General features: G+C 55.9%; 14 protein-coding genes. 11 read left to right on the top strand and 3 right to left on the bottom strand.

Annotated features, from left to right (window positions below; all coding sequences use genetic code 11):
- Positions 1-343: 343 nt before the first annotated feature.
- The 10 genes from ndk (at position 344) to CKQ53_RS17795 (ending at position 10373) form a co-directional block, all read left to right on the top strand.
- Positions 344-775, top strand: coding sequence for a nucleoside-diphosphate kinase (ndk, locus tag CKQ53_RS17840; RefSeq protein ID WP_085653565.1), 432 nt, complete (start codon positions 344-346; stop codon positions 773-775).
- A gap of 160 nt (positions 776-935) precedes the next feature.
- Complete coding sequence (gene rlmN / locus CKQ53_RS17835) at positions 936-2114, top strand: dual-specificity RNA methyltransferase RlmN (RefSeq protein ID WP_085653566.1); 1179 nt, start codon at positions 936-938, stop codon at positions 2112-2114.
- A 136-nt stretch (positions 2115-2250) separates the two neighbouring features.
- Positions 2251-3009 carry a type IV pilus biogenesis/stability protein PilW gene (pilW, locus tag CKQ53_RS17830; protein ID WP_118895259.1) on the top strand — a complete coding sequence of 253 codons (759 nt, stop codon included), beginning with the start codon at positions 2251-2253 and terminating at the stop codon, positions 3007-3009.
- On the top strand, positions 2999-3985 hold the full coding sequence (gene rodZ / locus CKQ53_RS17825; RefSeq protein ID WP_094118773.1) for a cytoskeleton protein RodZ: 987 nt from the start codon (positions 2999-3001) through the stop codon (positions 3983-3985). Before pilW ends, rodZ begins: the two co-directional genes overlap by 11 nt.
- Positions 3986-4021: 36 nt before the next feature.
- Positions 4022-5143: a flavodoxin-dependent (E)-4-hydroxy-3-methylbut-2-enyl-diphosphate synthase gene (ispG, locus tag CKQ53_RS17820; protein WP_085653569.1), complete on the top strand. Its 1122-nt coding sequence runs from the start codon at positions 4022-4024 to the stop codon at positions 5141-5143.
- 137 nt (positions 5144-5280) lie between these two features.
- Positions 5281-6555, top strand: coding sequence for a histidine--tRNA ligase (hisS, locus tag CKQ53_RS17815; protein ID WP_085653570.1), 1275 nt, complete (start codon positions 5281-5283; stop codon positions 6553-6555).
- Between the two features lie 13 nt (positions 6556-6568).
- Complete coding sequence (locus CKQ53_RS17810; protein WP_094118774.1) at positions 6569-7183, top strand: YfgM family protein; 615 nt, start codon at positions 6569-6571, stop codon at positions 7181-7183.
- Positions 7184-7193: 10 nt separating this feature from the next.
- Positions 7194-8375, top strand: a complete 1182-nt coding sequence (gene bamB / locus CKQ53_RS17805; RefSeq protein ID WP_094118775.1) for an outer membrane protein assembly factor BamB — start codon at positions 7194-7196, stop codon at positions 8373-8375.
- 148 nt (positions 8376-8523) lie between these two features.
- Positions 8524-10017, top strand: a complete 1494-nt coding sequence (der, locus tag CKQ53_RS17800; RefSeq protein WP_085653573.1) for a ribosome biogenesis GTPase Der — start codon at positions 8524-8526, stop codon at positions 10015-10017.
- 113 nt (positions 10018-10130) lie between these two features.
- Positions 10131-10373 carry a zinc ribbon domain-containing protein gene (locus CKQ53_RS17795; RefSeq protein ID WP_094118776.1) on the top strand — a complete coding sequence of 81 codons (243 nt, stop codon included), beginning with the start codon at positions 10131-10133 and terminating at the stop codon, positions 10371-10373.
- A gap of 16 nt (positions 10374-10389) precedes the next feature.
- On the opposite strand, the gene CKQ53_RS17790 is transcribed toward CKQ53_RS17795, so the two are convergent.
- From CKQ53_RS17790 to xseA, 3 genes are all read right to left on the bottom strand, one after another.
- Positions 10390-10740: a protealysin inhibitor emfourin gene (locus CKQ53_RS17790; RefSeq protein WP_338040081.1), complete on the bottom strand. Its 351-nt coding sequence runs from the start codon at positions 10738-10740 to the stop codon at positions 10390-10392.
- Positions 10709-11770: a M4 family metallopeptidase gene (locus tag CKQ53_RS17785; RefSeq protein ID WP_085653576.1), complete on the bottom strand. Its 1062-nt coding sequence runs from the start codon at positions 11768-11770 to the stop codon at positions 10709-10711. The genes CKQ53_RS17790 and CKQ53_RS17785 overlap by 32 nt, the downstream gene beginning before the upstream one ends.
- Positions 11771-11886: 116 nt before the next feature.
- Positions 11887-13242, bottom strand: coding sequence for an exodeoxyribonuclease VII large subunit (xseA, locus tag CKQ53_RS17780; RefSeq protein WP_085653577.1), 1356 nt, complete (start codon positions 13240-13242; stop codon positions 11887-11889).
- A 170-nt stretch (positions 13243-13412) separates the two neighbouring features.
- Here xseA and guaB point away from each other — a divergent pair, with 170 nt between their 5' ends.
- Positions 13413-14882 (top strand): IMP dehydrogenase, encoded by a 1470-nt coding sequence (gene guaB, locus CKQ53_RS17775; protein WP_099045422.1) that lies wholly within the window; start codon positions 13413-13415, stop codon positions 14880-14882.
- Positions 14883-14949 lie beyond the last annotated feature (67 nt).

The following is a 14949-nucleotide window of genomic DNA, read 5'->3' as shown; positions in this document are numbered from 1 at the left end:
TCAGCGATTTTTCAGCAGCGGACAAGCGCAATCCTGCCGATAACGCCCGTTTAGGCGCACTCTATTTCAGGAATGCGAGCGTTACCGGAACACTGGGATGAAACAGGTGAAACGCGCGAATTTGTTTGCCATCCGCCCCGCAGGTCGGACAGAGAGGGGGTGTCAGACAGAGATTCAGCGTTATAATGATAAGAAAAGGACGATAAGATAACGTTATTTTAAAAAAATGTTATTTGACCGTAGGCAAGATGGAGGTGCAACCCTATAATCTGCGCCACTTTACGGTGCCGGGATCATAATTTATTAACCGGCAGTTATCAGACAGTTATCAAACGAGGTCACTATGACGGTAGAACGTACTTTTTCTATCATTAAGCCCAATGCGGTCGCCAAGAATGTGATTGGCGCTATCTACAACCGCTTTGAAAGCGCAGGCTTCAACATTGTTGCTGCCAAAATGCTTCATTTGACTCGCGAACAGGCCGAAGGCTTTTACGCTGAGCATCAGGGCAAACCTTTCTTTGACGGTCTGGTGACATTCATGACTTCCGGCCCCATTCTGGTTCAGGTTTTGGAGGGCGAAAATGCCGTTCAGCGTCACCGTGACCTGATGGGTGCGACGAATCCTGATAATGCGCTGGCGGGAACGCTACGAGCGGACTATGCAGACAGCATGACTGAAAATGCGGTGCACGGTTCTGACTCTTTGGCGTCAGCCGAACGCGAAATCGCCTATTTCTTCAGTGCGGACGAGGTGTGTGCACGCACCCGTTGAGCTGAGGCAAAGAATTAAAAGCGGAGTGGCGCTGGCACCTCTGTATTAAACTTTGTACAATGCCGCGCCCCGGAACGAGCAGGCGCTTGGCCGGGGCGTTTCTTTATCCTTTATCACTTCTTTCGAGCCATAACGTGTAACAACGAGGCCATGAGTCAATATGTCTGAGCAAACCGTATCCCCGATCGCCACCGAGTCTGACGCTATTGCCGTTAAGCCGACGGGCACTGAAAAAATCAACCTGCTGGATCTTAACCGCCAGCAAATGCGCGCCTTTTTCGCCTCTATGGGGGAAAAGCCGTTCCGTGCCGATCAGGTCATGAAATGGATCTATCACTACTGCTGTGATGATTTCAACGAAATGACCGACATCAATAAGGTGTTACGCACCAAATTGCAGGAGATCGCTGAAATTCGCGCGCCTGTCGTGGTCGATGAGCAGCGCTCTTCTGATGGCACGATCAAGTGGGCTATATTGGTCGACGGCCAGCGTGTGGAAACGGTCTACATCCCGGAAGAGGAACGCGCGACGCTGTGCGTGTCTTCTCAGGTGGGTTGTGCGTTGGAGTGCAAGTTTTGCTCGACGGCGCAGCAAGGGTTTAACCGTAACCTGCGTGTTTCTGAAATCATCGGTCAGGTATGGCGCGCGGCGAAAATTATCGGCGCGGCTAAAGTCACCGGTCAGCGTCCTATCACTAACGTTGTCATGATGGGCATGGGTGAACCGCTGCTGAACCTGACCAACGTGGTGCCAGCGATGGAAATTATGCTGGACGATTTCGGCTTCGGTTTGTCTAAACGGCGTGTGACGTTATCTACTTCAGGCGTCGTGCCTGCACTGGATAAGCTCGGCGATATGATCGACGTCGCACTGGCCATTTCCCTGCACGCGCCGAACGATGAAATTCGTAACGAAATCATGCCGATCAACAAAAAATATAATATCGAAACTTTTTTGTCGGCAGTGCGGCGTTATCTGGATAAATCCAACGCCAATCAGGGACGTGTCACCATCGAATACGTCATGTTGGATCACATCAACGACGGTACGGAACACGCCCATGAATTGGCGGAATGCCTGAAAGATACGCCGTGCAAGATCAACCTGATCCCGTGGAACCCCTTCCCGGGCGCGCCGTATGGGCGTAGTTCCAACAGCCGTGTTGACCGCTTCTCCAAGGTATTGATGGAATATGGCTTTACCACCATCGTTCGTAAAACACGCGGCGACGACATTGATGCGGCCTGTGGACAGTTGGCCGGGGAAGTCGTTGACCGAACCAAACGCACGATGAAGAAAAAAATGGTCAAGGATACGATAGCCGTTAAGAGTGTATGATCGTGGTCGGCTCGAGAGGGCCGGACTGATGATAAATACATTTCAGTGGCTTATCATACTATGCTGTGGTGACAGCGGACTCCTATAACTGTGTCCGCCGCCCTCGGCGAGAGACAATGGCTAAGGATAGTCAGCGATGAATTCACGGCGACAGGGAAGGTGGCGGCGCGCTTTGGCCGTGTTATGCGTGATGATCGGCGGGTGCGTGAGCACCGCAGAAACAGACTCACTCTCGCCGCAGGCGCAGACGCGTTTGCAACTGGGGTTGGCCTATCTGGAGCGCGGACAGTTTGACGTCGCGCACAGCAACCTGCTCAGCGCCGTGAAAGCAGCCCCAGATGACTACCGTACCCAATTGGGTATGGCGCTATACGAACAGCAAATTGGTGAATATGCAGCGGCTGAAAAACGTTATCAGCAGTTGTTGCGACAGAGCCCTTCGAACGGGAGCGTAATGAATAATTACGGTGCGTTTCTGTGTGGTTTAGGGCAGTATGTAACGGCGCAACAACAGTTTAGCCGCGCAACGCAGCTCGCAAATTATCCGCAGGTTGCCGATGCTCTGGAAAACGCCGGTTATTGTTTTCTAGACGCAGGGCAGTTTGATGAGGCGGAGCAACGACTTCGTCGGGCGCTGAACTACGACCCTCGTAAAGGTCGACGCCTACTCGCGGAAGCCGAGCATCGTATGCATGCCGGTCATACAGAACAAACGCGGGTGCTCTTGAATATTTATCAGCCGAAATTTCCGGCGAGTGCCGAAAGTTTATGGCTACAGATTCGTTTCGCCGCGCTGGCGGGGGATACCGATAACGCGATGCGTTACGGTGCGATGTTGGCGCGAAGTTTTCCACAATCTAAACAGTACCAGCAGTTCTTAGCTAATGAATACTGAAGCCAATCAAGATAAAACAGCATCACCCATAGCCACTCCTGGGGAACGACTGCGTCAGGCGCGTGAAAGCTTAGGGTTGTCGCAGCAAGTCGTCGCGGAAAGGTTGTGCCTTAAAGTCTCCACCGTTCGTGAGATTGAAGAAGACAACACGCCTGCTGGCCTTGCGCCGACATTCCTGCGTGGATATATCCGTTCTTATGCCAAGCTGGTGCATCTGCCCGAAGATGAGCTGCTGCCGATGCTGGAAAAACACGTGGTGCCGAGTCGTACCTCCAACGTATCCCCTATGCAGCATCTCGCGCTGGGCAAAAGTCGTAAAAAGCGCGACGGCTGGCTGATGACCTTTACCTGGCTTATTTTGCTGGGGGTATTGGGGTTGACGGTCGCCTGGTGGTGGCAGAATCATCAGGCGCAGCAGCAGGAAATCAATTCCATGGTCGATCATGCGAACGCTACGCAGACTTCGCAAGATGGACAACCGCTGGATTTAGGCAACGGCGAACCGGACCCGGTTGTGCCGGACGATAGCGCCACGGGGGCGACCACTCCCGAGGTGACGCCGCCTGCCGACGCTTCCTCGGTAGCGTCCACGCCAGCGAGTAATGCGCCTGCGCCTGTGGCCCCTGCCACGCCTGCTCCCGCGCAGACGGCATCCCCGGCGCAACCTTCTCCCGCGCCATCCTCTCCGGCGGCCCCTGCCGTTGAGACGCTGGCGCCTTCCGCGCCAGCGTCTAACGCATTAGCCATGTCGTTCTCTGCGGACTGCTGGCTGGAAGTGGTGGATAGCACCGGCAAAAAACTGTTCAGCGGTATGCAACGCAACGGCGGTTCGCTGAATCTGAGCGGACAACCTCCTTATCGACTCAAAATCGGCGCGCCTGCTGCTGTGCGTATTCAGTATCAGGGTAAACCGGTGGATTTGAGTCAGTACGTCAAAAGCAATCAGGTTGCACGTTTAACGCTGGCCGGCCAGTAATTTTCCGGCCGGTAGCGGCATTTTGGAGGTGAAGTTGTGAATAACCCCGCACCCATAACCCGTCGCAAATCAAAGCGCATTTACGTTGGTAAGGTGCCCGTCGGTGACGGTGCGCCTATCGCGGTGCAGTCGATGACGAACACCCGTACAACGAATGTTGAAGCAACGGTAAATCAAATCAAAGCGTTGGAGCGCGTGGGCGTCGACATCGTTCGCGTTTCCGTCCCCACGATGGATGCTGCTGAGGCATTCAAGCTGATCAAACAACAGGTGAATGTGCCGCTGGTGGCGGATATTCACTTTGACTACCGCATCGCGCTGAAAGTCGCTGAATACGGCGTGGATTGCTTACGCATCAACCCGGGTAATATTGGCAACGAAGAGCGCATTCGCTCTGTCGTGGACTGCGCACGGGACAACAACATTCCGATTCGTATCGGCGTGAACGCCGGTTCACTGGAAAAGGATCTGCAGGAAAAATACGGCGAGCCAACGCCGGAAGCGCTGCTGGAATCCGCTATGCGTCACGTAGACATTCTCGATCGGCTCAACTTCGACCAGTTCAAAGTCAGCGTGAAGGCCTCCGACGTCTTTCTGGCCGTCCAGTCCTACCGTCTGCTGGCCTCCCGCATCGATCAGCCGCTGCATCTCGGTATCACCGAAGCCGGCGGCGCACGGAGTGGGTCGGTGAAGTCCGCCATCGGTCTGGGCCTGCTGCTCTCCGAAGGGATTGGCGATACGCTGCGCATCTCGCTGGCGGCCGACCCGGTCGAAGAAGTGAAAGTCGGTTTTGATATTTTGAAGTCGCTGCGTATTCGCGCGCGTGGCATCAACTTCATTGCCTGCCCGACTTGCTCGCGTCAGGAGTTCGACGTGATTGGCACCGTTAACGCGCTGGAACAGCGGTTGGAAGATATCATCACGCCGATGGACGTATCGATTATCGGCTGCGTGGTTAACGGACCGGGCGAAGCGCTGGTCTCGACGCTGGGCGTGACCGGCGGCAACAAGAAAAGCGGTTTTTATGAAGACGGCGTTCGCCAGCGTGAGCGTTTCGACAACGAACAGATGATCGACCAGCTGGAATCGAAGATCCGCGCCAAAGCGGCGATGTTGAACGAGAGTAACCGCATCACCATCAACGTGGTCGATAAGTAATGACTGTGGCGGCATCGCACGAGATGCCGCCCTGTCGACAGCTTCCCAACCCGACGGCGACGGCCGCGCATTGATGCCGCAGTGCCGTTCCCCCTATAATCGGGCCTATTTTCGAGAAAACGGATTAGAGAACTGACGTGGCAAAAAATATCCAAGCCATCCGAGGCATGAACGACTACCTGCCGGCCGATACGGCTTTATGGCAACGTATTGAAGGCAGCCTGAAACAGGTCCTTGCCAGCTATGGCTATAGCGAAATTCGCACGCCTATCGTTGAGCAGACTTCTCTGTTCAAGCGCGCTATCGGTGAAGTCACCGACGTCGTAGAAAAAGAAATGTACACGTTCGAGGACCGTAACGGCGATAGCCTGACGCTGCGCCCTGAGAACACGGCAAGCTGCGTCCGCGCAGGCATTGAGCACGGCATCCTTTACAATCAGGAACAGCGTCTGTGGTACTCAGGGCCGATGTTCCGTCACGAACGTCCGCAGAAAGGCCGCTATCGTCAGTTCCATCAGCTCGGTTGTGAAGTTTTCGGTCTGAAAGGCCCGGATATCGATGCTGAAATGATCATGATGACGGCGCGCTGGTGGCGAGAGCTGGGCATCGCCGAACACGTTACGCTGGAACTAAACTCTATCGGCTCGCTGGAAGCGCGCGCGCGCTACCGAGAGGCGCTGATTGCGTTTCTGGAACAGCATCAGGATGTTCTGGACGAAGACTGCAAACGTCGTATGTACACTAACCCGCTGCGCGTACTGGATTCCAAAAATCGCGATGTGCAGACGCTGCTGAACGATGCGCCGGTCCTGACGGATTACCTCGATGATGAGTCGCGCGAGCATTTTGACGGCCTGTGTGAACTTTTAACGCAGGCGAGCATCCCATATAAGGTTAATCCGCGCCTGGTTCGTGGGCTGGATTATTATAACCGCACCGTCTTCGAATGGGTGACTACCAGCCTCGGTTCACAGGGCACTGTGTGCGGCGGTGGACGTTACGATGGCATGGTGGAACAGCTGGGCGGCTCCAGCACGCCTGCGGTCGGTTTCGCGATGGGCTTAGAGCGTTTGGTACTGCTGGTTCAGACGGTCAATCCAGAGTACAAAGCGCTACCGGGCGTGGACGTTTACGTCATTTCTTCCGGTGCGGGAACGCAGAGTGCGGCTATGCTGCTGGCGGAATCGCTGCGTGATGCGCTGCCTGGGTTGAAGCTGATGACCAACTTCGGCGGCGGCAACTTTAAAAAGCAGTTTGCTCGTGCGGATAAAAGCGGGGCGCGTGTCGCGCTGGTGCTAGGCGAAAATGAAGTCGCGGCAGGACAGGCAGTGGTGAAAAACTTGTCCAGCGGTGAACAAGAAACTCTGGCGCAGGCTGACGTTGCAGCCCGGCTGACGACGCTACTGGATTGAGGAGAAAGACACCGTGGAAGTCTATACCACAGAGAATGAACAGGTTGATGCGCTGCGACGTTTCCTAAGAGAAAACGGCAAGGCGCTGGCTGTCGGCGTGGTCCTGGGAATAGGGGCGCTGGTCGGTTGGCGCTTCTGGCAGAGCCATCAGGACAATAGCGCGATGGTAACGTCATCGGCCTATCAGCAGGCCAGTGAAACGCTGACGGCAGGTAAGGGCACCACGGCGGTGGAAGCGTTTGCTGCCGCCAACAAGAACAACTACGGCGCGCTCGCTTCTATGGAGCTGGCGGCTCACTATGCTGAGCTGAAAGACTTCGCCAAAGCAGAGCAGCAGCTGACTCAAGCGCTTTCTCAAAGCAATAACGCCGATCTGCAATCGCTGATCAACCTGCGTCTGGCGCGTGTGCAGCTTGCGCAGAAAAAAGCGGATGACGCGCTAAAAACGCTGGATGCCATTAAAACCGAAGGCTGGGCCGCTATGGTTGCAGACGTTCGCGGCGACGTTCTGGTCAGCAAAGGTGATAATCAGGGTGCGCGTAGTGCGTATGAAAAAGGCATCGAGTCTCAGCCTCCTCAGGGGCTGCAGGCCCTGTTACGAATGAAACTGAACAACCTGTCCAGCTAAGAGGAATTCCATGCAATTGCGTAAAACACTTTTGGTAGGACTGGTTTCAACTGCCCTGCTGAGCGGCTGTTCGCTATTCGACCGTGAAGAAGACGTTGTTAAAATGTCCCCTCTGCCGCAGGTAGAGAACCAGTTCACGCCGACGAAAGTCTGGAGTCGTTCAATCGGCAGCGGTATCGGTGATTTCTATTCCAATCTGCGTCCGGCCTGGCAAGACAGCCGTGTTTATGCCGCCGACCGTCGCGGTACGGTTAAAGCGCTGGATTTGAGCAACGGCGAAGAAAAATGGAAGGCCGACCTGTCTGAGAAAACGGGCCTGCTGTCGGCGAACCGTCCGGCACTGTTGTCCGGCGGCGTATCGGTTGCCGGAAATCACGTTTACGTCGGCAGTGAAAGAGCGAAGATGTTCGCTTTGAATGCAGACGACGGCTCTCAGGTCTGGGAGACGCCGGTCGCCGGGGAAGTCACTTCTCATCCGGTTATCAGCGATGGCGTAGTGCTGGTGCACACCAGCAATGGTATGCTGCAGGCGCTGAACGAAGCTGACGGCGCTGTTAAGTGGACGGTGAACCTGGATATGCCGGCATTGTCGGTGCGCGGCGAGTCTGCGCCAGCGACTGCATTTGGCGCGGCTATCGTTGGCGGCGACAACGGACGCGTCAGCGCCGTGCTGATCAACCAGGGCCAGCTGATTTGGCAGCAACGTATTTCCCAGCCGAGCGGCGCTACCGAAATCGACCGCCTGAACGACGTCGATACCACGCCGGTCATCGTCGGCGAAGTGGTGTATGCGCTGGGTTACCATGGCAACCTGACGGCGTTGGACCTGCGCTCCGGTCAGATTTTGTGGAAACGCGAACTGGGCTCGGTGAACGACTTCATTGTTGACGGCGACCGTATCTATCTGGTCGATCAGGATGATCGCATCGTGGCCCTGAACACCAGCGGCGGCGTGAGCATCTGGCGCCAGAGCGAGCTGTTGCACCGTAATCTGACGGCTCCGGCACTGTATAATGGTTACCTGGTGGTGGGTGACGAGGAAGGGTACATGCATTGGGTTAATACGACCGATGGCCGTTTCGTCTCTCAGCAGAAAGTGGATAGCTCCGGCTTCCTGAGCAACCCTGTGGTGGCCAGCGATAAGCTGTTGATTCAGGCTAAAGGCGGCGAGGTTTACGCCTTTACGCGCTAGTACACGTGTTTTACTCCGGGCGAAGGCGCCAGAATGGCCTTTGACCTGTCGAACGGCTCCTGACGCTATCAGGAGCCGTTTCGTCTTTTATGATCAGCCAGCTAAGCTTGCTGTAACGAATTGAAATATAAGCAATGAGGTTGTAACAATGATACCTGTCGTCGCGCTGGTCGGGCGCCCGAATGTGGGGAAATCCACGCTGTTTAACCGCTTAACGCGTACTCGTGACGCATTGGTGGCGGATTTTCCTGGGCTGACGCGTGACCGCAAGTATGGTCGTGCCGAGGTGGAAGGAAACGAGTTCATTATCATCGATACAGGCGGTATTGACGGTAGTGAAGAAGGCGTGGAAACACGGATGGCGGACCAGTCTCTGCTTGCGATTGAAGAAGCGGATATCGTGCTGTTCATGGTCGATGCCCGTGATGGGTTGATGCCAGCGGATTTGGGCATTGCCCAGCATCTGCGCAACCGCCAAAAATCCACGTTCCTGGTCGCCAACAAAATCGATGGGATCGATGTGGATACCGGCACGGCGGACTTCTATTCGCTGGGCCTCGGCGAAGTCTACCCGATCGCGGCATCGCATGGCCGTGGCGTCACCGGCCTGCTGGAAAAAGTGCTGCTGCCGTTTGCGGAAAATCAGGGCGAAGAGCCGAAGGAGCTGACGGAAGAAGAAGCCAACGCCGCCTATTGGGCGGAGCAGTTGGCCATTGAAACTGAAGCCGAAGAGGAAGCCGAGGTTGAAGATAACTTCGATCCGGAATCTTTGCCGATCAAACTGGCTATCGTGGGTCGTCCTAACGTCGGTAAGTCGACGCTGACCAACCGTATTCTGGGCGAAGATCGCGTTGTGGTTTACGACATGCCTGGTACGACGCGCGACAGCATCTACATTCCGATGGAGCGTGACGAGCGCGAATATATCCTGATCGATACTGCCGGTGTGCGTAAACGCGGCAAGATCACGGAAACCGTCGAGAAGTTTTCCGTCATCAAAACGTTGCAGGCGATTGAAGACGCCAACGTGGTGCTGCTGGTGATCGATGCTCGCGAAGGGATCTCCGATCAGGATTTGTCTCTGCTGGGCTTTATCCTGAACAGCGGTCGCTCGCTGGTGATCGTGGTGAACAAGTGGGATGGCCTTTCTCAGGATGTGAGAGAGCAGGTAAAAGAGACGTTGGATCTGCGTCTGGGCTTCATTGATTTTGCCCGTATTCACTTCATCTCCGCACTGCATGGCAGCGGCGTCGGTAACCTGTTTGAGTCGATTACTGAGGCCTACACCTGCTCGACTCGTCGTGTGAGTACTTCGCTGCTGACGCGTATCATGCGCATGGCCGTCGACGACCATCAGCCGCCGCTGGTGCGTGGGCGTCGGGTGAAGCTGAAATATGCGCACGCCGGGGGTTATAACCCGCCTATCGTCGTGATCCACGGCAACCAGGTCAAAGATCTGGCGGATTCTTATAAACGTTATCTGATGAACTACTTCCGTCGTTCGTTGGAGGTGATGGGAACGCCGATCCGCATTCAGTTCAAAGAAGGGGAAAACCCGTTTGCGAACAAGCGAAATACCCTGACGCCGAACCAGCTGCGTAAACGTAAACGTCTGATGCAGCACATCAAAAAAGGCAAATAAGCCGAATTGAAGTGCCAGATTGGACCGGCGGGGCAGACTATTTTCTGCCCCGTTTTTATTGCGGGAACGCCAGTGATAAGTGAGGCCACACGACGATGGAAAAGGAGAACGGCATGACGCCGCGATGTCCGCAGTGCCAGCACGAAATGCAAGGGCGCAGCGATGAGCGTTTTAGCTGCGATGAGTGTCGACAGGATTATCGCCGTGAGGCGTTATGCCCAGACTGTGGGCAGTCGTTGCAGGTGCTTAAAGCCTGCGGCGCGGTGGACTATTTTTGCACGCAGAAACACGGTTTGATTTCAAAAAAACGCGTGTTATTCCGCTACCAACCGGTTTTGACCGATACGTCGGATTGAGCCGTCGCCGCAGACATCACGGCGCTGGCTGTGCGTTCCGCCACAGAGCATCCAGTTCCGGCGCATTCCGTTCGGGAATCCGCCACTCTTGAAGGGATGCGTCGCTGCGGTCTGACTCACTCCGGAGAATATGAATGCGGTAGTAAAACTGATCGCCCCGGCCGGGGGGATCGGTCAGATCGTCGGACTCCGCTGAAGGCAACACGCTGCGCAGTACCGCACAGATGCGTTGACGTTCTTCCTCAGGCAGTTTGGCTAATACCACCCATCTCGGCCCGGATAATTGGGGTATCCAGGCGATGCCGCCTTCCCGCGCCAGTTCGATAATGGCGTCGTCAGTCAAGCGGGGCAGTGCGTTCATACTCATTCGGGATCCCCGTATCCACGCCCACCCGATGCCAGGCGTGCAGCACGGTATCCGCTACCGCCGTACTAAAACGCTGTTCCGCATGATTCACGGTATATTGAGCAAACAGTGAAAAGTCGGCGTTCTGCGGCAGCGATTTGTCACATAAAACGTCATACCAGATGACACCCGCTTTCTCCCATGCATACCCGCCAAGATCGGTCGCTGCCAGATAAAAGGCGCGGCTGGGTATACCAGAATTGAGATGTACGCCGCCGTTATCTTCACGGGTGTTGATGTAATCACGCATATGAGCAGGTTGCGGATCCGTACCTAGCAGCGGGTCGTCATAGGCCGTTCCCGGGCGAGACAGGGAGCGTAGGCCCTTGCCATCGATCTCCTCGGTCAGGAGGCCCGCGCCGACGATCCAGTCCGCTTCCTGAGCCGTTTGTTTAAGATAAAACTGCTTCACCATGGCGCCGAACACATCGGACAGCGATTCGTTTAATGCGCCGGACTGGCGCGTATAGAGAAGATTCGCTTCGCTCTCGGTGACGCCGTGCGTCAGCTCATGGGCGATAATGTCGATAGCGGTGGTGAAGCGGTTGAAAATCTTGCCATCGCCGTCGCCAAAGACCATTTGCTGCCCATTCCAGAAAGCATTCTGATAATCCTGACCGAAATGAACGGAGCCCAGTAAGGGCAGCCCGGCGTTGTCCAAAGAATTGCGGCCGAAAACCTGCCAGAAGAAGTCGTAGGTGGCGCCCAGATACTCATAGGCTTCATCCGTGGCGATATCGCCCGTGGCGGCCTGGCCTTCCTCGCGAACAAGCGTGCCCGGCAGCGTTTGCTGATGTTGCGCATCATGAATATGGCGGTGGATCTGTCCGCCGGGGAGTGGGTCGTGCTCGGGAGGACGCGTCTGGGCGGAGACCATCAGCGACTGTACATGCATCAGCGTTTGCTGAGCGAGGCGTCGCTCTTCGTCAGAACCATTGCTGACGATACGATGAAGGATATACGGGGGTACTATGCTATGAATCGCTTTCATACATCATCTCCACATGGATGCATATCTCTCGGTATGAGCGGACGTCCATAACGTAGATAACCAGTAAAGGAGCGATAAGTATAGTTCAGGAAATCATTTTCAGACGAAGAGTGATTTCAGGCGTCATCGGCCGAATGAATAGCGGTCACCTGGCTTTCAACCCACCCATCTTGCAGCCGCGTGCTGAGGGTGTCCCCGGCGGCGATCTGGCCCGCTTTTTTCAACACCTCGCCCGATGAGGTCGTGGTGACGCTGTAGCCTCGACCCAGCGTGGCCAGCGGGCTGACGGCTTGCAGGTGAGAGCAGGCCTCGCCGAAGCGCTGTTTGTTCTGACCGATCTGTTTGTCGAGTGCGTGTTGTAGCCGGTAGTGCAGCTGCTGAAGGTGTTGCTGCGCGCGATGGATTCTTGGCTGCGGCGGCTGTTGCAGCAAGCGTTGCTGGAGGTATTCCTGTCTGCGCGAGATTTGGCGCAGTCTGAGCTGTACGGCGTCGTCCAGTCGCTGACGCAACCGGATCAGCCGGTTTTGCTGGCGCGCCAGCCGCAGTTGGGGATGCTGTTGTTGCAGGCGATGATGCAGCCGAGTGAACAGGCTCTGGCGCTGCGCCAGATAGTAATCCATCGCCATTTCCAGCCGTTGGCGCTGGGTTGTCACCTGTCGCAACAGCTCCTGCTGGTTACGGCTGACCAGTTCCGCGGCGGCGGAAGGCGTCGGGGCGCGTAAGTCCGCGACGAAATCGGAGATGGTAACGTCCGTTTCATGGCCGACGGCGCTGACGATGGGGATGCGGCTGGCGAAAATCGCTCTGGCGACGCGTTCGTCGTTGAAACTCCACAGATCTTCGAGTGAGCCGCCGCCGCGGCCGACGATCAAGACATCGCACTCATCGCGCAGGTTAGCCAGTTCGATGGCGCGGATGATTTGCGGCGGCGCGTCTGCGCCTTGTACGGAGGTCGGATAGATGATGACCGGCAGCGACGGATCGCGACGTTGCAGCACCTGTAAAATGTCATGCAGCGCGGCGCCGCTCGCCGATGTGATGACGCCTACACGCTTGGCCGGTTTCGGCAGCGGCTGTTTGAACTGCTGGTCAAACAACCCTTCGCCGAACAGACGTTGCTTCAACTGTTCGAACTGCTGCTGCAACAGACCGTCGCCAGCAGGCTGCATGCTGTCCGCCAGCAGTTGGTAGTCGCCTCGCGGTTCGTACAACGTAATCATGGCGCGGATGAGCACCTGCTGGCCGTTCTGTGGTCGGAACGTCACGCGACGGTTGCTGCCACGGAACATGGCGCAGCGCACTTGGGCGCGCTCGTCTTTCAGCGTGAAGTACCAATGGCCGGATGACGGCTGGGAAAAGTTGGAGATTTCGCCGTTGAGCCAGATATGGCCCATCTCGCCTTCCAGCAGTTGTTTAACCGTCTGATTGAGACGGCTGACGGTAAAAATGGCGCTAGAAGGAGTCTGTGGCATGTGAGAAAGATCAAGTTTCAAAGCAGTGGGTTAATCTTTCCATACTACCGGGCAAAGGGCAGTACGCAAGGCTTTTTATAAAAAACGCTGGAGACAATCCTATATGCTCTGTATAATGCCGCGGCAATATTTTATCTAATCTTCCAACCATCCTCGGTGAGATATTGCCCATGTTACGTATCGCAAAAGAAGCATTGACGTTTGATGATGTCCTGCTCGTTCCTGCACATTCTACCGTACTTCCCAACACGGCCGATCTCGGCACTCAACTGACGAAAAACATTCGCCTGAACATCCCTATGCTGTCTGCCGCCATGGATACGGTAACCGAATCTGCTCTGGCGATTGCGCTGGCACAGGAAGGCGGTCTGGGCTTCATTCACAAGAACATGACTATTGAGCGTCAGGCGGAAGAAGTCGGCCGCGTGAAACGTCACGAAAGCGGCGTCGTGGTAGAACCGCAGACCGTCACCCCGGCAACCACCTTGCAGCAGGTGAAAGACCTGACCGCACGTAACGGCTTCGCGGGTTATCCGGTCGTGACGGAAGGCAACGAACTCGTCGGTATCATCACTGGCCGTGACGTGCGTTTCGTGACCGATATGAACAAGCCGGTCAGCGCTGTGATGACGCCGAAAGAGCGTCTGGTGACAGTCAGCGAGAGTGAAGCGCGCGATCGTGAAGTCGTGCTGCACAAACTGCACGAGCGCCGTATCGAGAAGGCGCTGGTCGTCGATGACCAGTTCCGCCTGAAGGGCATGATCACCGTTAAAGATTTCCAGAAAGCGGAACGCAAACCGAACGCCTGTAAAGACGAGCGCGGTCGTCTGCGCGTCGGCGCTGCCGTAGGCGCGGGCGAAGGCAATGAAGAGCGTATCGACGCGCTGGTCGCCGCTGGCGTCGATGTTCTGCTGATCGACTCCTCTCACGGCCATTCTGAAGGCGTATTGCAGCGTATTCGCGATACACGCGCTAAATATCCTGAACTGCCGATCATCGGCGGCAACGTCGCCACCGGCGCTGGCGCATTAGCGCTGGCGGAAGCGGGCGTTAACGCAGTTAAAGTCGGTATCGGCCCGGGCTCCATCTGTACGACGCGTATCGTAACCGGCGTAGGCGTACCGCAGATTACGGCGATTTCCGACGCGGTTGCCGCGCTGGAAGGCACAGGTATTCCGGTGATTGCCGATGGCGGTATTCGCTTCTCCGGCGACATCGCCAAAGCCATTGCTGCGGGCGCGGCTTGTGTCATGGTGGGTTCTATGCTGGCGGGTACGGAAGAGTCTCCGGGCGAAATCGAACTCTATCAGGGCCGCTCGTTCAAATCTTACCGTGGCATGGGCTCTCTGGGCGCGATGTCCAAAGGCTCTTCTGACCGTTACTTCCAGTCAGACAACGCAGCTGACAAGCTGGTGCCGGAAGGTATCGAAGGCCGTGTCGCCTATAAAGGTTACCTGAAGGCGATCGTTCATCAGCAGATGGGCGGCCTGCGTTCTTGCATGGGCCTGACCGGTTGCCCGACCATCGACGCGCTGCGCACCAAGGCTGAATTTGTCCGCATCAGCGGCGCAGGCATTCAGGAAAGTCACGTTCACGACGTTACCATTACCAAAGAGTCGCCTAACTACCGCTTAGGTTAAGCGCTTTTGTTGGCTGATTTAACGAACAGAACCCGGTAATATTTATCGGGTTCTATTTTTCATTCGC

Source organism: Lonsdalea britannica, from assembly GCF_003515985.1.
Classification (GTDB): Bacteria; Pseudomonadota; Gammaproteobacteria; order Enterobacterales; family Enterobacteriaceae; genus Lonsdalea; species Lonsdalea britannica.
This window is presented reverse-complemented; position numbering and strand designations above follow the sequence as displayed.

Bases quoted from the DNA above. Each gene is read 5' to 3' on its own strand.
- ndk (WP_085653565.1), top strand. From the start codon at position 344: ATGACGGTAGAACGTACTTTTTCTATCATTAAGCCCAATGCGGTCGCC.
- rlmN (WP_085653566.1), top strand. From the start codon at position 936: ATGTCTGAGCAAACCGTATCCCCGATCGCCACCGAGTCTGACGCTATT.
- pilW (WP_118895259.1), top strand. From the start codon at position 2,251: ATGAATTCACGGCGACAGGGAAGGTGGCGGCGCGCTTTGGCCGTGTTA.
- rodZ (WP_094118773.1), top strand. From the start codon at position 2,999: ATGAATACTGAAGCCAATCAAGATAAAACAGCATCACCCATAGCCACT.
- bamB (WP_094118775.1), top strand. From the start codon at position 7,194: ATGCAATTGCGTAAAACACTTTTGGTAGGACTGGTTTCAACTGCCCTG.
- der (WP_085653573.1), top strand. From the start codon at position 8,524: ATGATACCTGTCGTCGCGCTGGTCGGGCGCCCGAATGTGGGGAAATCC.
- CKQ53_RS17795 (WP_094118776.1), top strand. From the start codon at position 10,131: ATGACGCCGCGATGTCCGCAGTGCCAGCACGAAATGCAAGGGCGCAGC.
- CKQ53_RS17790 (WP_338040081.1), bottom strand. From the start codon at position 10,740: ATGAGTATGAACGCACTGCCCCGCTTGACTGACGACGCCATTATCGAA.
- CKQ53_RS17785 (WP_085653576.1), bottom strand. From the start codon at position 11,770: ATGAAAGCGATTCATAGCATAGTACCCCCGTATATCCTTCATCGTATC.
- xseA (WP_085653577.1), bottom strand. From the start codon at position 13,242: ATGCCACAGACTCCTTCTAGCGCCATTTTTACCGTCAGCCGTCTCAAT.
- guaB (WP_099045422.1), top strand. From the start codon at position 13,413: ATGTTACGTATCGCAAAAGAAGCATTGACGTTTGATGATGTCCTGCTC.